Origin of the sequence: Mycobacterium cookii (assembly GCF_010727945.1) — a bacterium.
Lineage (GTDB): Bacteria > Actinomycetota > Actinomycetes > Mycobacteriales > Mycobacteriaceae > Mycobacterium > Mycobacterium cookii.
The window spans coordinates 4,959,413-4,982,040 of record NZ_AP022569.1; the positions used below are offsets into that span (position 1 = coordinate 4,959,413).

Annotated in this window: 21 protein-coding genes; 12 read left to right on the plus strand and 9 right to left on the minus strand. The window is 65.9% G+C overall.

The features are described 5' to 3' along the window. Positions 1 to 105 precede the first annotated feature (105 nt). Together G6N27_RS23360 and G6N27_RS23365 are read left to right on the plus strand one after the other, a co-directional pair. Positions 106 to 660 (plus strand): pyridoxamine 5'-phosphate oxidase family protein, encoded by a 555-nt coding sequence (locus G6N27_RS23360; RefSeq protein WP_163780573.1) that lies wholly within the window; start codon positions 106 to 108, stop codon positions 658 to 660. 42 nt (positions 661 to 702) lie between these two features. Continuing rightward, positions 703 to 1,983: an amidohydrolase family protein gene (locus tag G6N27_RS23365; RefSeq protein ID WP_232064766.1), complete on the plus strand. Its 1,281-nt coding sequence runs from the start codon at positions 703 to 705 to the stop codon at positions 1,981 to 1,983. Here the strand turns inward: G6N27_RS23365 and G6N27_RS23370 are convergent. Genes G6N27_RS23370 through G6N27_RS23385 form a run of 4 tightly spaced genes read right to left on the minus strand, consistent with a single transcriptional unit; the run spans position 1,958 to position 6,408 of the window. Next, the gene (locus G6N27_RS23370) at positions 1,958 to 2,989 is read right to left on the minus strand and encodes an amidohydrolase family protein (protein WP_163780577.1); all 1,032 of its coding nucleotides are present in this window, start codon (positions 2,987 to 2,989) and stop codon (positions 1,958 to 1,960) included. The genes G6N27_RS23365 and G6N27_RS23370 overlap by 26 nt on opposite strands. A 19-nt stretch (positions 2,990 to 3,008) precedes the next feature. Beyond that, positions 3,009 to 4,004, minus strand: coding sequence for a VOC family protein (locus tag G6N27_RS23375; RefSeq protein ID WP_163780579.1), 996 nt, complete (start codon positions 4,002 to 4,004; stop codon positions 3,009 to 3,011). After that, a complete protein-coding gene (locus G6N27_RS23380; RefSeq protein ID WP_163780581.1) occupies positions 4,001 to 4,873 on the minus strand; it encodes an alpha/beta fold hydrolase in 873 nt (290 codons plus the stop codon). The genes G6N27_RS23375 and G6N27_RS23380 overlap by 4 nt, the downstream gene beginning before the upstream one ends. Next, a complete protein-coding gene (locus tag G6N27_RS23385; protein WP_163780583.1) occupies positions 4,870 to 6,408 on the minus strand; it encodes a bifunctional 3-(3-hydroxy-phenyl)propionate/3-hydroxycinnamic acid hydroxylase in 1,539 nt (512 codons plus the stop codon). The genes G6N27_RS23380 and G6N27_RS23385 overlap by 4 nt, the downstream gene beginning before the upstream one ends. Positions 6,409 to 6,504: 96 nt before the next feature. Here G6N27_RS23385 and G6N27_RS23390 point away from each other — a divergent pair, with 96 nt between their 5' ends. Genes G6N27_RS23390 through dmpG form a run of 4 tightly spaced genes read left to right on the plus strand, consistent with a single transcriptional unit; the run spans position 6,505 to position 9,895 of the window. After that, entirely contained in the window at positions 6,505 to 7,137 is a 633-nt protein-coding gene (locus G6N27_RS23390) for a TetR/AcrR family transcriptional regulator (protein ID WP_163780585.1), read from the plus strand. Next, positions 7,134 to 7,922, plus strand: a complete 789-nt coding sequence (locus G6N27_RS23395; RefSeq protein WP_163780587.1) for a 2-keto-4-pentenoate hydratase — start codon at positions 7,134 to 7,136, stop codon at positions 7,920 to 7,922. Before G6N27_RS23390 ends, G6N27_RS23395 begins: the two co-directional genes overlap by 4 nt. A gap of 30 nt (positions 7,923 to 7,952) precedes the next feature. Next, on the plus strand, positions 7,953 to 8,885 hold the full coding sequence (locus tag G6N27_RS23400; protein WP_163780588.1) for an acetaldehyde dehydrogenase (acetylating): 933 nt from the start codon (positions 7,953 to 7,955) through the stop codon (positions 8,883 to 8,885). Then, the gene (gene dmpG, locus G6N27_RS23405; protein WP_163780590.1) at positions 8,882 to 9,895 is read left to right on the plus strand and encodes a 4-hydroxy-2-oxovalerate aldolase; all 1,014 of its coding nucleotides are present in this window, start codon (positions 8,882 to 8,884) and stop codon (positions 9,893 to 9,895) included. Before G6N27_RS23400 ends, dmpG begins: the two co-directional genes overlap by 4 nt. Here dmpG and G6N27_RS23410 read toward each other — a convergent pair. Continuing rightward, positions 9,884 to 10,564: a TetR/AcrR family transcriptional regulator gene (locus tag G6N27_RS23410; protein ID WP_163780592.1), complete on the minus strand. Its 681-nt coding sequence runs from the start codon at positions 10,562 to 10,564 to the stop codon at positions 9,884 to 9,886. The genes dmpG and G6N27_RS23410 overlap by 12 nt on opposite strands. Before the next feature lie 122 nt (positions 10,565 to 10,686). On the opposite strand from G6N27_RS23410, the gene G6N27_RS23415 reads away from it, so the two are divergent. The 4 genes from G6N27_RS23415 to G6N27_RS23430 are packed head-to-tail and all read left to right on the plus strand — an operon-like array spanning position 10,687 to position 15,552. Continuing rightward, entirely contained in the window at positions 10,687 to 11,817 is a 1,131-nt protein-coding gene (locus tag G6N27_RS23415; protein ID WP_163780594.1) for a VOC family protein, read from the plus strand. Further along, positions 11,814 to 12,755: a fumarylacetoacetate hydrolase family protein gene (locus tag G6N27_RS23420; RefSeq protein WP_163780596.1), complete on the plus strand. Its 942-nt coding sequence runs from the start codon at positions 11,814 to 11,816 to the stop codon at positions 12,753 to 12,755. The genes G6N27_RS23415 and G6N27_RS23420 overlap by 4 nt, the downstream gene beginning before the upstream one ends. Before the next feature lie 20 nt (positions 12,756 to 12,775). Next, positions 12,776 to 14,347, plus strand: coding sequence for a bifunctional 3-(3-hydroxy-phenyl)propionate/3-hydroxycinnamic acid hydroxylase MhpA (mhpA, locus tag G6N27_RS23425; RefSeq protein ID WP_163780598.1), 1,572 nt, complete (start codon positions 12,776 to 12,778; stop codon positions 14,345 to 14,347). Positions 14,348 to 14,361: 14 nt separating this feature from the next. Further along, the gene (locus G6N27_RS23430; RefSeq protein ID WP_163782234.1) at positions 14,362 to 15,552 is read left to right on the plus strand and encodes a cytochrome P450; all 1,191 of its coding nucleotides are present in this window, start codon (positions 14,362 to 14,364) and stop codon (positions 15,550 to 15,552) included. A 6-nt stretch (positions 15,553 to 15,558) separates the two neighbouring features. Here the strand turns inward: G6N27_RS23430 and G6N27_RS23435 are convergent, their stop codons facing one another. The 3 genes from G6N27_RS23435 to hisN all read right to left on the minus strand — a co-directional run bounded on the left by G6N27_RS23435 (position 15,559) and on the right by hisN (position 19,085). Further along, positions 15,559 to 16,767, minus strand: coding sequence for an acyl-CoA dehydrogenase family protein (locus G6N27_RS23435; protein WP_163780600.1), 1,209 nt, complete (start codon positions 16,765 to 16,767; stop codon positions 15,559 to 15,561). Positions 16,768 to 16,799: 32 nt separating this feature from the next. Continuing rightward, entirely contained in the window at positions 16,800 to 18,209 is a 1,410-nt protein-coding gene (locus G6N27_RS23440; protein ID WP_163780603.1) for an acyl-CoA dehydrogenase family protein, read from the minus strand. A gap of 93 nt (positions 18,210 to 18,302) precedes the next feature. Then, entirely contained in the window at positions 18,303 to 19,085 is a 783-nt protein-coding gene (hisN, locus tag G6N27_RS23445; protein ID WP_163780606.1) for a histidinol-phosphatase, read from the minus strand. 94 nt (positions 19,086 to 19,179) lie between these two features. On the opposite strand from hisN, the gene G6N27_RS23450 reads away from it, so the two are divergent. Then, a complete protein-coding gene (locus G6N27_RS23450; RefSeq protein ID WP_163780608.1) occupies positions 19,180 to 20,835 on the plus strand; it encodes an NAD-dependent malic enzyme in 1,656 nt (551 codons plus the stop codon). A gap of 28 nt (positions 20,836 to 20,863) precedes the next feature. Continuing rightward, positions 20,864 to 21,181, plus strand: coding sequence for a hypothetical protein (locus G6N27_RS23455; protein WP_163780610.1), 318 nt, complete (start codon positions 20,864 to 20,866; stop codon positions 21,179 to 21,181). Positions 21,182 to 21,187: 6 nt separating this feature from the next. Here the strand turns inward: G6N27_RS23455 and G6N27_RS23460 are convergent, their stop codons facing one another. Further along, on the minus strand, positions 21,188 to 22,546 hold the full coding sequence (locus G6N27_RS23460; RefSeq protein ID WP_163780613.1) for an FAD-dependent oxidoreductase: 1,359 nt from the start codon (positions 22,544 to 22,546) through the stop codon (positions 21,188 to 21,190). Between the last annotated feature and the right edge of the window lie 82 nt (positions 22,547 to 22,628).

Below are 22,628 nucleotides of genomic sequence, written 5' to 3' on the forward strand. Positions count from 1 at the left end.
GAGAGCGGGCGTGGCTGGTGGTCACCGCGTCAGTATGGCGGCTCTTGACAGCGGACCGCAATAACGGCAACACTGTATCCATAAATATCGACGAGGCTGGTGACCATGCTTCTTCCACTAGCGGACGAGCCGTTTACGGTTCCGACCGACCGCGACATGCTGCCTTCGGAACGGCGCACATTCGTGCGCACCCACCGCACCTGTGTCTACGGCTACCGCCGGATGCACGATGGACCGGCGATGTCGATCGTCTACTACATTCCGACCGACGACGACGAGCTGCTGGTGTCCACCATGGCGGGTCGCGGCAAGACCAAAGCCATTGCCCGCGATGGGAAAGTGAGTCTCTGCATCCTCGACGAGCGGTGGCCGTTCGCTTATCTGCAGGTGTACGCCGACGCAGTGATCGAGCGCGATCGCGATCTGGTAGTCGACGTCATGATGGCCGTCGCCGGGCGGATGTCCGGCCAGCCACTCGGCGAGGAAGCTCGGCCATTCGTCGAAGCGATGGCCGCAGAAGAGAATCGGGTCGTCGTGCGGTGCCGGCCATACGCGACGTTTGCCCAACCGCCGCGGCATCTGCATCGCAACGATCAGGAGGAGGTCATCACGCACTGGGTATCGGGCACGGTCGCATGGGACGCGGCGGACCCGGTCTGAATCGTGAGTCGCCTTCTGCTGCGCGGAGCCACGGTGATTACCATGTCGCCGAATCGGCCCGACGCAGAACGTGTTGACATTCTGGTGGAGGACGATCGGCTCGCCGGCATCGGCGAGTCCCCCGATCGACGCGACGCCGACGTCGTGGAGTTACCAGGGCGCATTGTCATTCCTGGTCTGATCAACGCTCATCTGCACACCTGGCAGAGCGCGCTCCGCCTCAAGGGCGCTGACTGGACGCTGCCGCAGTACCTGCACAACGTGCATGGCGACGTAGCGCCGCGATACACCCCCGACGATATTCACATCGGCAATCTGGCCGGTGCGTTGAACCAAATAAATTGCGGAACAACGACACTGGGCGACTGGTGCCACAACTGCATCACCCGTGAGCACACTGACGCGGCAGTGGAAGCTCTTCGGCAGTCTGGAATCCGTGCCGTTTTCCTGCACGGCACACCACAACGCGACCCTCCCGATGCCGCGCATCCGCTGGACGACATCGATCGGCTGCTCGACGGTCCGGGCGGCGCAGGGGAGTTGCTGACCGTTGGATTGGCCGTCCGGGGTCCGCAATATTCGACACCCGATGTGGCGGTTGCCGATCTGCGTGCGGCCGACGAACGGGGTCTGATCGCCTCGATGCACCAGAGTGGTGGGAGCCCGACGGGCGCATGGGAAGCGGTACGCACCGCGGTATTGTTAGGTCCTCGCACAAACGTCGTGCACGGCGCCGGCCTCACCGACGAGTGGCTCGCAACGCTGGTCGACTTAGGCGTCAGTTTCACCACGACGCCGGAAAATGAACTCGGTCAAGGCCACTGCGTACCGATGACCGGACGACTATTGGCGCTCGGTACCGCGCCGTCCCTTGGCACCGACACGGACACCGCGGTGTCCGGGGAGGTTCTGACCGCGGCACGCATCGCGTTGGCCCATCAGCGTGGCCTTGACCACGAGGAGCATCGCTGCGAGACCGGGATGATGTCGACGAGGGCGTCCATCAGTAGCAAGCAGGCGCTGTCGTGGGCGACCGTCGAAGGAGCACGAGCACTTGGTCTCACCGATCGGGTTGGCCGACTCGAGCAAGGCATGCAGGCAGATTTGGTCGTCATCGACCCTCGGTCGCTGAACCTCTGGCCGGCCCACGACCCGATTGCCGCCGCGCTGCACGCGGGTGTCGCCGATATCGAGGCGGTGATGATCGCGGGACGATGGCGCAAGCGCGACCACTCTCTGATGGATATCAATTCCGACGAAGTCAGAAACAGGCTGCGCGAGTCCGGCGAGCGGTTGCTTATGAGGCACTCGTCAGCCTGGTGACACCACGCAGGACGGATCGGCTGACCGTGTTGCGGATCCTCTGGCCTGGCGACTGCGAAATCGGTTGCGGCGCAGCTCCGAGGCGTGGAAACAGCCGCAAGGCGTTGGTGCGCTCGATGGCAGCGCGGCTGTCGGCGCCCAACCCCGGGTAGGTCTCCAGACCGGCCGCGAAGATCTTCCCGGCGACCGTCGGGGCGAACGGAAAGTCGGAGCCGAACGTGATGTGACCCGGTTTGGCGAACGCCAGCAGGGTCGGCAACGCAGCCGCACTGGAAGACAGGGCGGTGTCGAAGTAGAAGGTGGCGAAGTCGTCGAGCACATCGGCCGGGCTGCGACCGGTGTCGGCGGTGATCGCGACAGCCATCCGGTGACTGGCGTAGGGGACGAATCCGCCGGCGTGGCTGAGGATGAACCGGATATCGGGATAGCGGCTCCGAATCCCGTTGCGCACCAACAAGTATGCGGCTCGCGTCGTGTCGAGCAGAAAATCGGTCGCGAACGGCGGGACGCCGGGCACCGACGGCCCGGGCAGTTCGGCGGGGTGAATGAACACCACCGCGGACCGATCGTTCAGTGCGGCGAACAGCGGATCCTGACCTTCTTCACCCAGATACGTGCCGGCGTTGTTGGCCAACAGCACAATGCCGTCGGCGTGAAGTTCGTCGAGGGCGCGAGCGATCTCGTCGACCGATTCGTCGATGTGTGGAAGCGGCGCGGTGGCGAAGAAACCGAACCGGTCGGGATGTGCTTTCGCCAGAGCGGCGGCGTAGTCGTTGATGTCACGCGCGAGCGCGGCCGCGTCAGCCGGGTTGGGCAGAAACGCCGTACCGGGTGTCGACACCGAGAGGATCGCGGTACCGACTCCGAGTTCGGCCATCGCCTGCAGCGACCATTCCGGGCTCCACTCGGGCAGTTCTCGCCCGCCCGCGGCGCCGAGCCCAGCCTTCTGCAACGCTTTTCGATAATCGGGCGGGATCAGGTGGTGATGAGTATCGATGCGCAGCATCCCGGGCTCCTCGGAAGTATCAGTCTGGTATGCCGGCGCCGGCCAGCGCGGGCACGGTGTCTTCGCGGTGCAGCAGCGAATGGGCCGCGGTCTTGAACTGGCCGAGTTTGTCGATGATCGTCTGGCCCTGCCGAGTGTGCCCCCAGATACTGATGCCCTGATATGTGGTTGGCTCCCAGGTCTTCTCGTCGACGACAATGGGATTCCAGCCGACTTCCCATTCGAAGCCGGACGGCGTGACCGCGTAGTAGGACAGCTCCCGGTCGTTGGTGTGCTGCCCGACGGCCAGCGCCATACGGAACCCCTGATCTGTCACGCGCTGGTACGACGCGGTCATGTCGTCGAGATCGGCGACCTGGACGTTGACGTGCTGGACACGGGTGCGGATCGGGTTGATCGGCAGCCGGTTGACCGCCGCGATCGCGATGGAGTGGTGGCGTTGATTGACCCGCAGGAAGCGGATTTTGAACTTCAGGCCGCTGATCGTCTCGTCGATGTAGTCGCTCAGGCGGGCATCGAACACGGTGTCGTAGTAGCCGCGCATCCGATGCGGCTTGGTGGAGGTGACGGCGACATGGCCGATGCCGGCTTCGCCCGTGACGAAGCCGCCGCGCACCGCCATGTCCAGCGGCCCAACGCCGTTGCGGGCCCGGGTGAACAGTTCTTGCGTCAAGCCGTTCGGGCCGGGGAAGCGGACCAGACGTTCGACGCCCCGCAGCCCGGCCTGCTCCGCGGTCCCCTCGGTGACCGGCACACCGTGGCCGGTGACGCGGGCGAGTATTTCGTCGAATACGCCGTGGCTGTCGACCTGCCAGCCGAGAGCGGTGACATCCTCGGCGGGCCCGCGTTGCAGCAGAAACCGGCACGGGTTGTCGTCGAGGCGGAATCGCATCACGTCGGGCAGCGCGTCGTCGAGATGCATGCCGATGGCGTCGCGCCCGAAGCGCCGCCAGTCGGCGAACCTTTCGGTCTCGACGACGACGTAGCCGAGGTGAACCCGTCCAAACACGTTCATCGGTCGAAAACCGAAGGTGTGCTGAGGAAGTCGACCGCAATTCGGTTGAAAAGCTCGGCCCGTTCCCACTGCATCCAATGGCCGGTGCGCGACGTGATGACCAGGTCGGCGTTGGGCATCAGGCCGGCGAGCATCGGGCCGCCGCTCGGTCGGTTGACCTTGTCGTCGCGGCCCCACAGCACCAACGTCGATGTCTGAAGCTTTTTCAGGCGCTTGTCGCGAGTCAGGTCCATCCGCCACAGGGTGCGCAGCGCTGTCGGTCCGGACGGGCGGCGCAGCGGTGGGTCGGCGACCACCTCGGGGTCGACGGAGGCGGCGTAGCGGGTGTCGATCAGGCTGTCCGGCACGCAGGCACCCTCGTAGACAAGGTAATTGCGGATGAACGCCGCCAGCTTGTCGCGGCTGGGCCCGTCGCCGCCGTAATACGACAACAAGGCCTTGAGTCCTGCGGTCGGGGCGCCGCGGGTGGTGCCGATGCCGCCCGGACCCATCAACACGAGTTTGTCGACGCGCTGCGGTGCTTCCAGTGTCAATCGCAACGCCGCGGCGCCACCGTAGGAGTTGCCGACCAGATGTGCTGTCCCGATGGCGAGTTGGTCGAGCAGGCCGCGGATCATGTCGGCGAGATAGCCGAACGGGTCGGAGTGGTCGACGCCTTTGGCCGAGCGGCCGTAGCCAGGCATATCCGGCACGATCACCCGGAAATGCTCTGCGAGAGCGTCGATGTTGCGCGAGTAGTTGGACACCCCCGAGGCCCCGGGCCCACCGCCGTGCAGCATGACGACGGGTGCTCCGCTGCCGGTCTCCGCGACGAAGATCGGCTTGCCGGCGACGGTGACGGTGTGTTCGCGTAAGGCGGTGGTGGTCATGCGTTGGCCTCAGTTCTGGTGATCGCGGAACAGTTGTATCCGACCGGCGGCGGCGGAAGTGGCCGTCCGGCTTGGGCTGCGGCATAGATGAATCCGTCAGGACGCAGTACCACGGCGGCCGCCTTCTTGCGCCGCAACCAACCGACGAGCGTGGGTTCGGTGATGCGAAGCGTCGGAACTCCTGCTGCGGTCCAGGTGTGGGCGGCGGCCGGTGATGCACTGGTGTGCAGGACCGTCCATTGGCCGCCAAGCAGCTCGTCGAGGCGAACGCGTGCACCGTCGGCATCCGTGATCCATGGTTGCGGGATCTGCCAGCCAACGGCTCGGTGGCCGTCCGCGGTGAAGAAACCGTCGGCGTATCGGGCGTCGGGAATCCAGGTTATTTTCTGCAGCCGGGCATCCAGACCCGGCAGCCGCGTGAGCGCCCGAAACACGTGATTGCGCGCGGTGGCGACGATGCGGTTGCGTTCGGTGATGATCCGCCCCGTGCGACAGGCCCGCCGCGTCACCTCGGTGACATGTGGTTTGCGCTCGGCTTGATAGGTATCGAGCAGCGACTCCGGAGCTTGCCCTTTCAATACCGCGGCGAGCTTCCAGCACAGGTTGGCGACGTCGCGAACACCGGCCGACATACCCTGGCCGATCCACGGCGGCATCGCGTGCGCGGCATCCCCGGCCAAAAAGACCCGCCCTACCCGCCACCGGTCGGCGACGCGGACGTGGTGGCTGTAAATCACTGCTCGCAAGATCTCGACGTTCTCCTCGGTGATGCCCTGATCGTTCAGCACCTTCCAAATCGCCTCGTGGCGGAGTAAGTCCTGCTCGAGTTCGCCTGCCCGCGCGGGGTATTCCCATCGGTGGTGGTCCAAGGGGGTTGGACAGTCGACGGTCGGCCGGTCCGGATTGCAGTGAAATCGCAACCGGTCGTGGCCTTCCCACGGCCGCAGCACCTTGGTGTCGATGACGACCCAGCGCTCGCTGTAGGTCCGTCCGGTGTAACCGACGCCGAGTTGGCACCGGGTCGGCGACGACCCGCCGTCGGCGGCGATGACGTAGCCGGCATGCACCCGCTTCAGCGTGTCGGTTCGAAGGTCAGCCAGCATCAGCTCGACGCGGTCATCGTCGGAATGCACGCGCAGGCATTCGTGTTCCAGCAGCACCTCGACGTCGGCGAATCGCTCGACGCCGTCGCGCAGCACGTGATCAACGGCCGGCTGATACAGGAACTGTTGCGCCGGATGGCCCGAGCCCCGTGCAGTGATTTTCAAATCGATGAACGGCACACCGTTGGCGTCGACGAAGTTCAGCGGACGGTCGGGGAGCATGTCTCGCTGCAGCCGCTGGTCCAAGCCGACGGACTGCCAGATCCGCATGACCTCTTCATCGGTCGAGATCGCTCTGGCCCGGCCGTAGACATCCGGGTCACGCTCAATCACAAGCACTTTCAGGCCGAGGCGGCCCAATAGGTTGGCTGCGGTTGCGCCGGTCGGGCCGTAGCCAATCACCGCCACGTCGTACGTATCTGGAGTGGTCACGTTTTTCTCTCGTCGTCGAGGGATTGTTCTGTAGTGATCGATACGGTAGTGTAGCGATCACTACAGAGTCAAGACCCGAAGAAAGGGAGACCCGCGATGACGGGAAGGGGCCAGCCGAAACGGCGCATGCGCGCCGACGGTGAGTTGTCGCGTGAACGCATCCTCGACGCCGCCACCCAGATTGCCGCTGAGCGTGGATACGAGGGGACCAGCATCGCTCTGGTCAGCGCGAAATGCGGGCTGCCGGCCAGTTCCATCTACTGGCACTTCAAAAACAAGGACGACTTGATCGCGGCTGTGATCGAGCGCAGCTTCGCCGCCTGGCTCAAGGCTTGGCAGGTGCCCGACGACGGCGGGCCAGTTGACCGCTTGGCGAGGTTCGCGATGCAGGTCGCGAAGGCCTTGCTGGACTCACCCGACTTCATTCGACTGGGCCTGATGCTGGCGCTGGAACGTCGCCCGGTCGAGCCGCGGGCGCGGGCGATGTTCCTCGAGGCCCGGGCGCAGACCTACGACGGCCTGGTCGAGACCATCCGTGGTTTCGTCCCAGAGCTCACCGCTGACCAAAGACACCAGTTAGCCACCTATGCGATCGCGGGTGCTGACGGATTGTTCATCGCCAAAGAGCTCGGCGGCGAGGCGGTGGATCTGCTTGCGCAGTTGGAGTTGCACGCCTGGGCGCTGCGCAACACCGCGCTAAGCATGCTATCCGGGGATGCCGGCCAATGACGTTGACGCGCAATGTGGTCCACGAAGCTGCCGAATTGCTGTATGGGGCGCAGGCCGGGCGGTCACCGATCGGCCCGCTGACCGAGCGCTTCCCAGGCCTCGACGTCGCGGATGCCTACGCGATACAGCGGGTCAACCTGTCCCGGCGGCTAAGCGATGGACGCACCGTGGTCGCGCACAAGATCGGCCTCACCTCGGAGCCGATGCAAACCCTGCTCGGCGTTGACGAACCCGACTTCGGCTACATCCTCGACGACATGGTGTTGACGAACGGCGCGGCGGTGCCGGCAGACCGGTTCTGCGCGCCGCGGGTCGAGCCGGAAGTGGCTTTCCTCCTCCGCACGCCGCTGCACGGTCCCGGTGTCGTCGTCGACGACGTGTACGCCGCCACTGAGGCGGTGGCTCCCGCGCTGGAGATCGTCGACAGCCGCATCGCCGACTGGGAGCTGACCTTGCCGGATACCATCGCCGACAACGCCAGCTCCGGCGCCGTCGTCCTGGGTGACTGGGTGCCCCTAACCGGCGAGATCGACCTGTCCGGTGTGCGGGCGTCGTTGTGGCGCAACGGGACCGAGATCGACTCCGGTCTGGGCTCAGCGGTGATGGGCGACCCGGCCGCGGCGGTGGCCTGGCTGGCAAACACGCTGGCGTCTTTGGGCACCGAGATCCTGCCCGGCCAGTTCGTCATGTCGGGGTCCTTCACCACCGCCGCTTTCGTGCACCACGGCGATGTCGCGGCCACAACCATCAGCGGCCTGGGCGCAGTCTCGCTGAGCTTCACCTAGGAAAAGATGCCGACACAGAGCACATGGCCGGTGGCTATCCTCGGGTCGGGCAACATCGGCACCGACTTGATGATCAAAATCCTGGTCGGCGACGGGCCTCTGACCGTGGCGGCCATGGTCGGCATCGACCCTGACTCCGACGGGTTGGCTTACGCCGCCCGGATGGGCGTGCCGACCGCCGATTGCGGCGTCGACGGACTGCTTGCCATGCCGCACTTCGGCGACATCAGAATGGTTTTCGACGCGACCTCTGCTAGCGCGCACAGTGCAAACTGGTCCAAGCTGCGCGATACCGGGGTGCGGATGATTGATCTCACCTCCGCGGCGATCGGCCCGTGCTGTGTACCGACCGTCAACCTCGACGACCACCTAGATGCGCCGAACCTGAACATGGTCGCCGGCGCTGGGCAGGCTACCGTCCCGATAGTCGCCGCAGTGGCGCAGAGCGGGATCGTGTCGTACGCCGAGATCGTCTCGTCGGTCGCGGCGAAGTCGGCCGGTCCGGGCACTCGCGCCAACATCGATGATGTCATCGAAACCACTGCCGCTGCATTGCAAGCCATCGGCGGTGCGCAGCGCGGCAAGGCGGTGATGATCCTGAACCCCGCGGATCCACCCGTTCTGATGCGCAACACTGTCTATTGTCTGCTCGACGATCCGGCCGATCCTGGTCGGATCGAGACCGATGTGTTGGCCATGGTCGACAAGGTAAGCACCTACATGCCGGGCTATCGGCTCAAGCAACGAGTTCAATTCGAAACCTTCTCCGCGACAGACCCGCTGTATATCCCTGAGACCGGCAAGTTCACCGGCACCCGCGTCACGGTCCTCCTCGAGGTGGCTGGCGCCGGAGATTATCTACCCGCCTACGCCGGCAACGTCGACATCATGACGTCGGCGGCCAAGGCCACAGCCGAGCGCGTCGCCGCTCATGACGCCGAAACAGCAAGAGCAACAACATGATTTACATCAGTGACGTCACCCTGCGCGACGGCATGCACGCCGTGCGTCACCAGTACTCCGTCGAACAGGCGGTGGCGATCGCCACGGTGCTCGACGCCGCCGGTGTGGACTCCATCGAGGTTGCTCATGGCGACGGGCTGGGCGGATCCAGTTGCGTCTATGGTTTCGGCGCCCACACCGACCTGGAGTGGATCGAAGCCGTCGCGGGCGCGGTGCGTCGCGCCAAGGTCGCCACGCTGGTGCTGCCCGGTATTGGCAGCGTGCGAAACCTGAAGGACGCCCATCGTGCTGGTGCCACCGTCGTGCGGGTGGGCACACACTGCACCGAAGCCGACATCTCGGCCCACCACATTGCCGTGGCCCGCGACCTGGGCATGGACACCGTCGGCTTCCTGATGATGAGTCACCTGACCACACCGCGCGTACTGGCCGAGCAGGCGAAGCTGATGGAAGGGTACGGCGCCGGTTGCGTCTACGTCGTCGACTCCGGCGGCGCCATGACGATGCGGGATGTAGCCGAACGGGTCGATGCGCTACGTCAGACACTTTGGCCGACAACGGAGGTCGGCATTCACGCCCATCACAACCTGGCCCTTGGTGTTGCCAATTCGATCGTGGCGGTCGAACACGGGGCCCACCGCGTCGACGCCTCGCTGACGGGCATGGGCGCCGGCGCAGGCAATGCACCGCTGGAGGTCTTCATCGCCGCCGCCGACCGGCTGGGCTGGAACCACCGCTGCGATCTGCATGCCCTCCAAGACGCCGCCGACGACATCGTCCGCCCGTTGCAACAACGGCCCGTGCGCGTCGACCGGGAAACGCTGACCCTCGGCTATGCGGGGGTGTACTCCAGCTTTTTGCGGCACGCTGAGATCGCTGCCGAACGCTATGGCATTGATGCGCGAACCCTTCTCGAGGAAGCCGGGCGCCGCGGCATGGTCGGCGGGCAAGAAGACATGCTCGTCGATGTCGCGCTCGAGCTCACGGCCGACAGCGAATCAGCGCGATAGCCAATCCTGTTCTGAACCAAGGTGATCAAGGTCGGGGAGGGGCCGTTGGCAGATCTCGTGGGCCTCGTCGGCGTCCATGCCGAACAGGCGCAGCACGTCTTCGGTGACGCGGTCCGCCGCCGCAGCGTCGTCGCGATCGGGTTCGTCGGCCAGCAATTGACCCAACCCCATCAATGCACCTCCGGCGACGGCCAGGGCCAGGGCGGGATCGTCGACGCGGAACCTGCCCGCCTGGACGGCCGCGACGATGTCGCGCAGCGCCCTCGGGGCGAGGCCCCGATCTGACGACATCAGCAACACCCCGTTGGAGAGCAGGACCCGGCTCTCCTGGGGACGCCGTCGGAACAGTCGACCCGTGAGCCGGAAGCTGCACGCGAAAGTCTCGGCGGGATCCTCGAGCGATTCGGTGATCTGGTCGAGCAGCGCGCCGTGCACGTCGAGAGCCTCGTTGAGGGCAGCGGCGAACAGTTCTTCCTTGCTGTCGAAGTGGTTGTAGAACGACCCCATTCCGACGTCGGCCGCCTGGGTGATCTCCAAGACCGGTGCGTTCAGCTTGCCGGCGCCGATGAAAACCTGCGCCGCTTGGATCAGCGCGGCGCGAGTGCGCTGCTTGCGTCGCTCCAGGCGATTCGGTAATTCCGAGCGCTGGTCGGCGGGGTCTGCTGCCACCTCGGTCTCCTTCCTGTGCGGATATCTTAGCCGATTCGATCACTTCTGATGATTTCGTCAGAAAATCTTGACTGAGCGCGCCGTCGTATGTGACGATTTCGTCAGTCAACGGAGGAGTCACGATGAGCAGCACGGTCGGCACCCATACTGGACTGCACAGCGAGCTGGGCCGCCGACGCGGAGAGCACGCCGGACGGTCGGCGAACCCGGTGATCAAAGTGCACGATCTCGCCTGGCTGGAGTTCCACAAGCCGGACCTGGCGCGGGCGGAAGCGTTCGCCTGGGCCTTCGGTTTCTCGACGGTGTCACGCACCCCCGACGAGCTGCAGTTGCGTGGCAGCGATGCCGGCGCCGCATGTGTGCTGATCCGGCGTGGACCCGCGTCGCGGCTCACCGGGATGGCATTGCAGGCTGCCGACGAGGCCGACCTCTCGCGACTTGCCGAAGCGACCGGCGCCCGAACCCGGGCTCTGCCGGAATCGATCGGCGGCATCGCGGTCGACCTCACCGACCCGAGCGGCCTCCCAGTGCGGGTGGTCGCGGGCACCCACCAACATCAGGCGCTCTCGCCTCAGCGACCGCACACCTTCAACTTCGGGCACGAGTTGCAGCGTGCCAACGCCACCCAACGGCCCGCTCGCGAGCCCGCGCGGGTGCAACGGCTCGGCCACGCGGTGTTGCAGACGACGAAGTACCTCGAGGTGCTGAACTGGTACCTCGATCACTTCGGGATGATCGTCAGCGACTTCCTATTCTTCCCCGGTCAGCGTGAGCGGGGTCCGACGATGAGTTTCATCCGCTGCGACCGCGGCCGTACGCCGGCCGATCATCACACCCTCGCAATTGCGTTGGGGCCGAACAACCGTTACCTGCACTCGGCCTACCAGGTGTGCGATCTCGACGCGTTGGCGGCAGGCGGTGAACACCTGAAAGACCATGGCTATCAACGCTCGTGGGGCATCGGCCGACATATCCAGGGCAGTCAGATCTTCGACTACTGGCGCGACCCAGACGGGCTGATGGTCGAGCACTTCAGCGACGGCGACATGTTCGACTCCACTCTGGAGCCGGGCTGGGCGCCGTTCGCGGCATCTGGGCTGGCGCAGTGGGGGCCGCCAGCGACCAAGGATTTCCTCGGCGTCAACCCCAAAGCCCTTCCGTACGAGGCGCGCTCGATGATCGGCGCGCTGCGCGAACACAATGAATTCGATATCCGCCGCCTGGTCGGCATGATGAAAGTAGCCAACTCATGACAATCTCGATCCTGCGCACCGACGACGTCTGGTGGGTGGCCGGCGAATCAGGTGCGGTCAAGATCGGAAGCGACGCCGCCACCACTCGCGAACTGCTCGCCGATCGTGGGGCGATCGAGGCGGCTGCGACGTCAGGCTCGGGCAGCGTGCCGCTGGACAGCCTCACGCTCGTCTCGCCGGTCACGGCGCCGTGCCGGGTGGTCGCGCAGATGACCAACTTCGCCTCGCACGTCAAAGACGCGGGCATGGATCCCGCGTCGATCCCGCTGACCTTCTTCCGTAAGGCGTCGGGGTCGATCACCGGCCCATTCGACGACATCGTCAAGCCCAGCCATGTCCGCTTTCTGGACTACGAGGTCGAGATCGGATTGGTGATCGGCCGCGACATGCCCGTGGGCACCGCGATCTCCGAGGCGAACCTTGCGGACTACATCGCCGGCTTGGTGGTGACCAACGACGTCTCCGCGCGTGACGTCCAGCTGCCGAAAACGCAGTTCTACGAGTCGAAGTCGTATCCGACCTTCACCCCGGTGGGGCCGATGCTGGTGCTGCTGAGCGCTGACGAGCTCAAGCGGTTCGGCGATCTGCGGCTTCGGCTTCGAGTCAACGGAGACGTGCGTCAAGACATGGTTGTCGCCGGGGACATGATCTATCCACCGGTGCAGGCGTTGCAGGCGTTGAGTCGTTTCCAACGACTCGATGCCGGCGATCTGGTGTTGACCGGCACCCCGGTCGGCACGGCGCTCAGCGCTCCACCCAAACCGGTCGAGATCATCGGATCGCTATTACCACCGGCGGTGAAGTGGAAGGCATTCTTCAACCGCCAGGCCAAGAACCCGAAGTACCTGCACGACGGCGATCATGTCGAGGCCACCGTCGCCACCGACGATGGCGCTATCGACCTTGGCGGGCAACGCAACTCGGTTAAATACCTTTGATCAGCGCGTCGAGAAATCGAATGACTTCCAGCACTCCGAGAGCAGTCCCGGTAGTCGTGGTCGGTGCCGGCCCCACCGGGATCACGGCAGCGACCCTGTTGGCGCAGTACGGGATTGGCTGCCTGGTCCTGGACCGGTATGCGACCGCATATCCGCAGCCTCGGGCCGTGCATCTCGACGACGAAGTCCATCGCATTATCGCCAGGTTGGGTGTCGGCGCGGAATTCGCCGCGATCTCCCGACCGGCGATGGGACTGCGGCTCCTCGACCGAGACTTCCGACTGTTGGCCCAGTTTCAGCGTGATGCCGGCGCGAGCATCCACGGCTACCCCCAGGCCAACATGTTCGATCAGCCCGAACTGGAGGCGCTGTTGCGAGCGAACCTCGCGAATTACCCCAACGCGCAACTACGTGGCGACGTCGACGTCACGAATGTCAGCCAGAGTGATCCGGGCTGCGTCACGGTGGAATTTACCGACCGGTCGACCGGAGAGCAGCATCTGGTCGAAGCGCGCTACGTCCTGGGTTGCGATGGTGCCAACAGTATTACCCGCGCATCGATCGGATCGGCGATGAAAGACCTGGGATTCGAGCAACGTTGGCTGGTGGCCGACGTCGCGACAGAGGCCGAGCTGAATCAGTGGGACGGCGTGCACCAAGTCTGCAATCCGGTACGCGCCGCCACCTACATGAGAATCGGGCCGACGCGCTATCGGTGGGAGTTCCGACTGCTGTCCGGGGAAAGCGCCGACGACTACCGGACGTTGACGGCGCTCCGGCAGCTGATCGAACCGTGGGTCGAGGGTATCGATGACCGGCGACTGCAGGTCTTGCGCATCGCCGAGTACACCTTCCGCGCCCAGCTGGCCGATCGGTGGCGCGACCGCAACGTGCTACTCCTCGGCGACGCGGTGCACTTGACGCCGCCGTTCATCGGACAGGGCATGGGCAGCGGACTGCGGGACGCCATGAACCTGGCCTGGAAACTGGCCGCGGTAATCGGCGACGACCTGCCTGCCGGCAGCCTCGATACCTACGAGGCAGAGCGAAAGCCGCACGTACGCATGATGATCCGGTTGGCCTTGGGCATGGGCTGGGCGATGACCGCCGGCGGGCGTCTCGGCAACCTGATCCGTCGCCTGTTGGTGCCCCGGCTGTATCTGATTCCCGGGGTGCGCACGCGGCTGCTCAACAGCAACACACCACCGTTGCGCAGCTCTGCCCTGATCCTCAAGCCACGGCGACCACACGGGCTGTCCGGCAGCCTGTGTCCGAATCCCGTCGTCAGCGATGCAGTACGGCTGGACACGTTGTTGGGCAACGGATTCGGGCTCATCACCGCCAAGCCGCTGGACCAGCCGAGAAGGGAGGAGCTACGTCTGCGGGGCACCACCGTCGTCATCGCGCAACCTGGCAGCGAGTTGGCGCGCTGGCTGCGCAGCGGCCGGGCTCTCGCCGCCGTGGTCCGGCCGGACCGAACCGTCATGCAGAGCGGCCGACGTCTGCGGCCTCTCTGCAATGCGATACCGCGGTTGACCGCAGCCGTCGAGCCGGCTCGACCGGCGCCACTCGCCGTGACCGAGAAGATCTGAGATCACAGATGCCAATGCCGAAGCTGCCCAACGGAACTCCGGTCTATCGGCCCGACATCTACAGCGCCGACGCCATCGTCGACCCGTATCCGCACTATGCGCGGCTGCGCGAGCTGGGTCCGGTGGTGTGGCTGTCCAAGCAGCGGGTCTATGCGCTGCCGCGATTCGCCGAATGCAAAGCGGTGTTGCGCGACGATGCGACATTCGTCTCCGGCGACGGGGTGGCGCTCAACGCAATCGCCAACCGGCTCTCCCGCGGCACCACGTTGAACAGCGATGGTGCCGAACACGATCAGCGGCGCAAGCTGCTCGCCCACCGCATGTTGCCACGGGCATTGCGCAAGATCAGCGACAGGGTGGACGAGCAGGCGGACCAGGTCGTCGAGGCCGCTCTGGGCAGGGGTGAGGTCGACGGCGTGACCGATCTTGCGTCCGCACTGCCGCTGGCCGTGGTGCCCGACCTGGTCGGCTGGCCACGCGGCCAGCGAGATGATCTGCTGGCCTGGGGCGGAGCGACATTCGACATCCTCGGCCCGCTCAACGGGCAGTGGGTCAAGTCATTGCCGTCCAGCGTGCAGATGCTTCGGTTCGCGCGCGGGGTCGTGCGCCGACGCAGCGTGCTCGAAGGCAGCTTGGGTCACGACGTGCTGGTCGCGGCCGACCAAGGGCATCTGCGGCGCCGCGACTGCTCGCCACTGATGGTCGATTACGTCGCACCGTCGCTGGACACGACCATCAGCGCGATCTCCAGTGCCCTGTACCTGTTCGCCGCTTACCCCGAGCAGTGGGAGATCGTGAAGGGCAACCACGAGCTGATCCCGAACGCCGTCAACGAAGTTGTTCGCCACGAAGCGCCGCTGCGGGCGTTCTCGCGAAAAGTCGCTTGCGGGACCAGGATCGGTGACACTGACATTCCAGCCGGCTCACGGGTGTTGGTCATCTACGCCTCGGCCAATCGCGACGAGCGCGAGTGGGACGACCCCGACCGCTTCGACATCCGCCGCGACGCCACCCGGCAACTCGGCTTCGGTCACGGCAGCCATGCCTGCGCAGGACAGGCGTTGGCGCGCATGGAAACTCAGGCGATGCTGCGGGCACTGGTCGAGCGCGTCGACCGGATCGAGCTGACCGCGCCGCCGACGTGGGCGGTCAACAACATCATCCGCAGACACGAGCGCCTGCCGCTCAAGCTGATCGCCGCCTGATCGCGCCTATTTCAACTCCGACGACGACAGGCCGAGCAGCCGGCGCGCGACCACGAGCTGCTGAATCTGCTGGGTGCCCTCGAAGATGTCCATGATCTTCGAGTCGCGAGCCCACTTCTCCAGCAGCGTCTCCTCCGAATAGCCAATGGTGCCAACCATTTCGACGGCCTTGAGGGTGATGTCGCTGCCCACCCGGCCGGCCTTGGCCTTGGACATCGAGGCCTCTTTGGAGTTGGGAATGTTGTTGTCGGCCTGCCACGCCGCACGCAGGGTGAGCTGGTAGGCGGATTCCCATTCGGCTTCCATCCGGAGGAATTCGGCCGCGGCGGCACTTTGCGCCAGTGCCGGTTTGTCGTAGGAGATTTCGACACCGGCGTTGGTCAGGATCTTGCGCAGTTCCTCCAACGTGGCGCGGGCGATCCCGACCGCCATGGCGGCCACCACCGGCCGGGTGTTGTCGAAGGTCTCCATGACCCCGGCGAATCCCTTGCCCGGCTCGATGTCAGGGTTGCCCAGCAGATTTTCCTTGGGAATGCGGGCGTTCTCGAAGCGGATGGCGGCGGTGTCAGAGCCTTTGATGCCGAGCTTGTTCTCCAGTCGCTCGACGGTGACGCCGGGATGCTCGCGCGGCACGATGAATGACTTGATCGCCGGGCGGCCCTTCGACTTGTCCAAGGTCGCCCACACCACGATGTGGGTGGCCCGCGAGCCGGCGGTGACGTAGATCTTCTCGCCGTTGATGACGTACTCGTCGCCGTCCAGCTTGGCGGTGGTGGATACCGCCGCCGAGTCGGAGCCGAATCCCGGTTCGGTGATCGCCATCGCCGCCCAGACCCGGCCGAGCCGCTCGAGTTGCTCGTCGGTGGCGACGGCGGACACCGCCGCGTTGCCGAGGCCCTGGAAGGGGATCGACAGCAGCATGGCGGCGTCGCCCCAGCTGGCCTCCAGCGCCTGCAACGCCGCCGCCATGTTGGCCGCGTTGCGGTTCTCGCCGTTGCTCTCGCTGCTGCGAAGACCGTTGGCGCCGGCCATATCCAACGTGTTGGATTCGGAGGCGCCGGCGAACAGTTCAGCCAGCGTGTCGAGCTCGACGGGGTAGGCGTGCTCTTTGAGGTCGTACTTGCGGGCGATCGGCCGCATCATCTCCGCGGCGCCCTGGTGGGCCTTCTCGACCACCGCGCGCATCTTGCCGGGCAGTTCCAAATTGATTGCCATGATTGGTCTTTCGTTGGCAGTGAAGTGAAGGACTAGATAACGACAACGCCCTCGGCGACGCCGAGGACTCTCAGGTCGCGGTACCAGCGCTCGACGGGGTGCTCCTTGGTGAAGCCGTGGCCACCGAGCAGTTGCACACCGTCCAGACCGATCTGCATGCCTTTGTCGGCGCCGAGGCGCTTCGCCAACGCGGCTTCGCGGGAGAACGACAGGCCCTGTTCGGCCCGGGCCGCCCCACGCCAGGTGACCAGACGCAGCCCGTCGAGTTCGATCGCGATGTTGGCGCACATGAATGCGACGGATTGCCGATGGGCGATCGGCTCGCCGAAGGCTTCCCGTTCCTTCACATAGGGCACGACGTAGTCGAGCACCGCGTGCGACGTGCCCACCGCCAGCGCGGCCCAGCCCAGCCGGGACAGTGCGATGGCTTCGGAGTAGTCAGCATCGGTCGCGTCGTCCTCGCCGAGGCGCGCGCTCAGCGGCACCGAGACATGGTCGAGTTCGACGCGGCCCAGCGCGGCAGCGCGGATACCCATGCTCGGGTCGGCTTTGACGGTCAGGCCGTCGCTCGACGACTCGACGATGAACAGCGCCGGCTTGCCGTTGAGTTGGGCGGCGACGATGAACAACTCGGCATCGGCCGCGGCCGGGACCAGCGATTTGACGCCGTCGAGCCGGTAGCCGCTGGGGGTGCGGACCGCGGTGGTCTTCAGCGCGGTCGGGTCGAACAGCGGATGCGGTTCGGCGATGGCCACGCAGGCCTGTGGGACGTTGTCGCCGGCGAATTCTTTGAGGTAGGTCGCCTGCTGGCCGGCGCTGCCCCAGTGGGTCAGAGCAGCGGCGACGCCCGCCGGCGCCAGGATCGGCAGCGCCAGTCCCATGTCGCCGTAGGCCAGCGCTTCGGCCACCAGGACATTGGTGACGCTGGAGCGCTCGGCGGCGATGCCGTCGAAGTCCTCGGGGATGTTGATTGCGGTGATCCCCAGCTCCGCGGCCTTCTTGACCAGGTCGGCGGGATAGGTGGTGGCCGCGTCGGCGTCATGGGCGGCCGGGCGCAGGATCTCCGCGGCGAACTCCTCGACGGTCTCGACGATGAGCTTCTGGTCGTCGTCGGGCGTCAGGTCGTAGTAGTCCTTGCCGCTGGTCTTCAGCCTGGTCGCACCGCCGCGCAGGTTTTCGACCCTCTTGAACTGACGGTTGGCCACTCCGGCAACGGAGAAGATCTGCTTGGTGCCGAAGCGCAGCGTGCGGTTCAGCGGGTCGCGCAGGCCGTATTTGTCCAGGAACTCCTGACCGACGAGCGGTGTGAGCAGACCTATCGCCACGTCGATGCCGGTGCGTTTGTGGGTTTGCTCGCCGATCGCGGACTTGTTGCCGCTGCGCCTGGGGCGCGGCTTGGAGCCGTTTCCCGAGCCGTTCGTGGGGGTGACAGTGTTTGTCATGAATGCAGCCTCGGTCGTTGGGGCAGTGCGATGACTGTATCTTACTCCGGAGTAAGATAGAAGACGTGTGTTAACTAGTTCACACGTTCGAACCTATGCGGGGGACAGCCTCGTCACGACCGAATCGTGCAGCAAGCCGTTTGTCGCGACCGCGCTGCCGCCGTGCGGCCCGGCACGGCCGTCGAGGCTGGTGAACGTCCCGCCCGCCTCGCGCACCAGGATGTCCAGCGGCGCCAGATCCCACACCGACACCTCCGGCTCGGCGGCGATGTCGACCGCTCCCTCGGCCACCAGGCAGTAGGACAGGAAGTCGCCGAAAGCACGCACCCGCCACACCGCGTCGGTCAGATCGAGAAAGCGGTCCCGCAGACCGAGTTGCGCCCATCCGGACAGGCTGGAGAACGACAGGCTGGCCGAATCAAGCTGCGCCACCGAGGAAACCGAGATGCGACGGGCCGGCGCATCGCCGAACGTCGCGAACGCGCCCGCTCCGCCGGCAGCCCACCAACGCCGTTGCAGCGCAGGCGCACTGACCACCCCGATCTGAGGCACCCCGTCGTCGAGCAACGCGATCAGGCTGGCCCACACCGGCACGCCGCGGACGAAGTTCTTGGTTCCGTCGATCGGGTCGATGATCCACTGGCGTCCGGTGAAAGTGGTTGACCCGCCGAACTCTTCACCGAGAATGCTGTCGTCCGGTCGGACCCGGCCGAGCGTGTCGCGCAAGGCCGCCTCGACCGCGTGATCCGCGTCGCTCACCGGCGTCAGATCGGGTTTGGTGTCGACCTTCAGGTCGACCGCGCCGAAGCGGGCCAGTGTCACCGCGTCGGCCTGGTCGGCCAGGTGCAGTGCCACCGAGAGATCGTCGTCACGCATCACGACAGTAAAGCTTTAGTCGTCGCCGATGACCAAATGCTTAACGGCGTCGGATTCGCATGAGTCGACTCGCCACCGTCCGTACCATCGACCCATGGCTGACGAAAAGCGAGGGCAGGCGGCCCTTTTCGACGCGCTGACGACCAAGGGCACCGCGTTCACCGAGGCCGAGCGTCGCCGGTTGGGTCTGCTGGGGTTGCTGCCGACGAGGGTGAAGTCCCTCGACGAGCAGGCCCGGCACTGTTGGCACGAGTTCTCCACTCGCCACGACGATCTCGACAAACACATCTATCTGCGGGCGTTGCAGGATCGCAACGAGACGCTGTTCTATCGGGTGCTGAGCGATCACATCTCGGAGACGCTGCCGATCGTCTACACCCCGACGGTGGGGGAGGCCTGCCAGCGTTTCGGCGAGATCTACCGTCGCCCGCGCGGGTTGTTCGTGTCGTATCCCGACCGCGACCAACTCGACGAGGTGTTGGACAACCGGCCGCAGCGCGACGTCGACGTGATCGTGGTGACCGACGGGCAGCGCATCCTCGGCTTGGGGGACCAGGGCATCGGCGGGATGGGCATTCCGATCGGCAAGCTGTCGCTCTACACCCTGATCGGCGGTATCGATCCCGCTCGCACCCTGCCGATCGTCCTCGACGTCGGCACCGACAACGTCGAACTCCTCGACGACCCGCTCTACCTCGGTTGGCGGCACCGGCGCATCCACGACGACGAGTACTACGCGTTCATCGACCGGTTCGTGGCCGCGGTGCAGCGGCATCTGCCGAATGTGTTGCTGCAGTGGGAAGACTTCGCCACCGCGCACGCCCAGCCCATCCTGACGCGCTACCGCGACCAGCTGCTGACCTTCAATGACGACATCCAGGGCACCGCCGCGGTCACCCTCGGTGCGCTGCGCGGCGCGGCGAACGTGGCCGGCCGCCCGCTGTCCCAGCAGCAGGTCGTCATGCTCGGCGCCGGCTCAGCCGGGATCGGCGTGCTGGACATGATCCGCCGCGAGATGGTCAATGAAGGGCTGCCCGATCAGGCTGCGGCCGAACGGATCTGGGTGGTCGACGTGGTCGGTCTGCTCACCGACGATCGCAACGACCTGTCCGCTGAACAGCGTGCGTTCGCCCAACCGGCGGGCCGGGTGGCCGGCTGGGGCGTGTCCGGGCCGGCCCAGCTCGCCGACGTCATCCATCATGTCGACGTCGGCGTGCTGCTCGGATTATCCACCGCCGCAGGGGCTTTCACCGAGCCGATCGTCCGTGAGCTGGCCGGCAAAACCGAGCGGCCGATCATCTTCCCGCTGTCCAATCCGACCAGCCGCGCCGAGGCGCATCCGGCCGAATTGGACCATTGGACCGACGGGCGCGCACTGATCGCCACGGGTTCGCCGTTCGCGCCGCTGGTCCGCGATGGCGTCGAATACACTGTGGCCCAATGCAATAACGTCTACATCTTCCCGGCCATGGGACTCGCCGTGACCGCCGCGCAGGCGACGCGGGTGACCGACGAGATGATGCGGGTCGCCGCGACCACCCTGGGCGACGCCTCGCCCGCACTCGCCGACCCCGGTCAGCCGCTGCTGCCGCCTTGGCCGGATGTGCCCGGGGTGGCGGTGCGCATCGCCCGGGCCGCGGCGGCGCAGGCTGTCGCCGACGGCGTGGCACCCAAACGCAGCGACGACGAGCTCGCCGAGCGGATCGCGCAGGTGCGCTGGACCCCCGCCTATCGCTCAACCACAACCTGAGCGGCGCGGGCGGTCCTACGATGGCGTCGTGTGGGAAATGCTTACGGTGGTGTTCCTCGTCGCGGTCGCGGCGGGCATCGTGGCACCCCGGCTGTTCCGGCAGGGCCCGCGCGCGGATTGGTTGAGTGGCACGCTGCTGATCACCGGAGTCAGCCCGCGGCCCGACGCCACCGGTGAGCAGATCGTCACGATCAGCGGCGTCATCGACGGGCCGACGGTGAAGGAGTACGCCGTGTATCAGCGGACGACCGCCGACGTCGAGAAGTGGCCGACCATAGGCGAACTCAAGCCGGTGATGTACTCCCCGCGCAATCCCGACAAGTGGGCCTACGCGCCGCCCGGCTAGCCGGGATCAGCCGTGGCTGATGTGCAGCAACTTGGCAAGGTTCGGCAGCTTCACCCGCGGCCGTCCGTGCGGCTCACCGCTCGACCGCTCATGCTCGTCGATCAGCTTCCAATGCGCGTCGGTGACCAGCTTGGGCTGGCGGTCGGCGAGCCAGGCGGCGAGTTTATCGGCGTGATCGGCACCGAAGTCGGGCAATTCGGCACCGGCCAGGTCGGCGAGCAAGGTGTCGATGGTGTCCTGCGAGTCCTTCTTGTTCGTGCCGATCACCCCGCTCGGCCCGCGCTTGATCCAGCCGACGACATATTCGTTGCGACTGCCGTCGACCCGGCCGTCGGTGTTGGGGATGGTGCCGCTCTTCTCATCGAACGGCAGTCCGGGTGTCGGTACGCCGCGGTAGCCGACTGAACGGACCACCAGCTGCACGGGCAGCTCCTCACGGGTGCCGGTGTCTTTGGCCACCACCCGCCCGTTGTCATCGCTGACCAGCTCATTGGTCCCGAGCACGATCGTCTCGACGCGCTCTGCGCCGCCGATCTCGATCGGAGAGGTCAGGAAGCGGAACACGATCCGGCGATGGCCTGGCCGCAGCTCGCGGCCCACGTAGCCCTTGAGGACCTTGATGTTCTGCTTGCAGACCTTGCCGACCGCTGCCGCGTCGTCCTCGCTGATGTTCTCGAAATCCGCCGGATCGACCACCACGTCGACGTTCTCCAGATCCGCCAACTCGCGCAGCTCCAGGGTGGTGAACGCGGCCTGCAGTGGGCCACGGCGACCGATCACGATCACTTCCTGCACGCCGCGGGGCCGCAACGACTCCAGCGCGTGGTCGGCGATGTCGGTGCGGGCGAGCTCGTCGGGCTCGGTCACCAGGATGCGCGCGACATCGAGTGCGACGTTGCCGTTGCCGACGACGACCGCGCGGGCGCCGGACAGGTCGGGCGTCGCATCCTCGAAGTGTGGGTGCGCGTTGTACCAGCCGACGAAGTCGACCGCGGCGACGCTGCCCGGCAACTCTTCGCCGGGGATGTTCAGCGGTCGGTCCGACTGGGTGCCGATCGCGTAGACCACCGCGTCGTACTGCTCGGCCAATTCCGACGCGCTGACGTGCTCGCCGATCGCGACGTTGCCGAAGAACCGGAATCGCGGGTCGTCGGCGGTCTTCTCGAACTGCTTGCTGATCGACTTGATCTTCGGGTGGTCCGGCGCGACGCCGGAGCGCACCAAGCCCCACGGCGTAGGCAGCATCTCCAGCATGTCCACCGCGATGTCGAGGTTGTCGTCCGCATCGGCGGCCTTGAACAGCGACGCCGCGGCGAAGAATCCAGAAGGGCCCGAGCCGACGATCGCGACGTGAAGTGGACGCATAAGCCTTGATGCTAAACGTCTGGCCAGCATGCCTGTAGCCGGTCGCGCGGTCCGTACAAAGTGTCCGGCCGGTAACGTGATG

Excerpts from the sequence above, each read along its gene's own strand:
- G6N27_RS23370 (WP_163780577.1), bottom strand. The coding sequence starts at position 2,989 with ATGCTGCGCATCGATACTCATCACCACCTGATCCCGCCCGATTATCGA.
- G6N27_RS23435 (WP_163780600.1), bottom strand. The coding sequence starts at position 16,767 with ATGGCAATCAATTTGGAACTGCCCGGCAAGATGCGCGCGGTGGTCGAG.
- G6N27_RS23415 (WP_163780594.1), top strand. The coding sequence starts at position 10,687 with ATGAGCAGCACGGTCGGCACCCATACTGGACTGCACAGCGAGCTGGGC.
- G6N27_RS23380 (WP_163780581.1), bottom strand. The coding sequence starts at position 4,873 with ATGACCACCACCGCCTTACGCGAACACACCGTCACCGTCGCCGGCAAG.
- G6N27_RS23390 (WP_163780585.1), top strand. The coding sequence starts at position 6,505 with ATGACGGGAAGGGGCCAGCCGAAACGGCGCATGCGCGCCGACGGTGAG.
- G6N27_RS23365 (WP_232064766.1), top strand. The coding sequence starts at position 703 with ATGTCGCCGAATCGGCCCGACGCAGAACGTGTTGACATTCTGGTGGAG.
- G6N27_RS23450 (WP_163780608.1), top strand. The coding sequence starts at position 19,180 with ATGGCTGACGAAAAGCGAGGGCAGGCGGCCCTTTTCGACGCGCTGACG.
- hisN (WP_163780606.1), bottom strand. The coding sequence starts at position 19,085 with ATGCGTGACGACGATCTCTCGGTGGCACTGCACCTGGCCGACCAGGCC.
- mhpA (WP_163780598.1), top strand. The coding sequence starts at position 12,776 with ATGACTTCCAGCACTCCGAGAGCAGTCCCGGTAGTCGTGGTCGGTGCC.
- G6N27_RS23460 (WP_163780613.1), bottom strand. The coding sequence starts at position 22,546 with ATGCGTCCACTTCACGTCGCGATCGTCGGCTCGGGCCCTTCTGGATTC.
- G6N27_RS23420 (WP_163780596.1), top strand. The coding sequence starts at position 11,814 with ATGACAATCTCGATCCTGCGCACCGACGACGTCTGGTGGGTGGCCGGC.
- G6N27_RS23360 (WP_163780573.1), top strand. The coding sequence starts at position 106 with ATGCTTCTTCCACTAGCGGACGAGCCGTTTACGGTTCCGACCGACCGC.
- G6N27_RS23440 (WP_163780603.1), bottom strand. The coding sequence starts at position 18,209 with ATGACAAACACTGTCACCCCCACGAACGGCTCGGGAAACGGCTCCAAG.
- G6N27_RS23375 (WP_163780579.1), bottom strand. The coding sequence starts at position 4,004 with ATGAACGTGTTTGGACGGGTTCACCTCGGCTACGTCGTCGTCGAGACC.
- G6N27_RS23395 (WP_163780587.1), top strand. The coding sequence starts at position 7,134 with ATGACGTTGACGCGCAATGTGGTCCACGAAGCTGCCGAATTGCTGTAT.
- G6N27_RS23430 (WP_163782234.1), top strand. The coding sequence starts at position 14,362 with ATGCCGAAGCTGCCCAACGGAACTCCGGTCTATCGGCCCGACATCTAC.
- dmpG (WP_163780590.1), top strand. The coding sequence starts at position 8,882 with ATGATTTACATCAGTGACGTCACCCTGCGCGACGGCATGCACGCCGTG.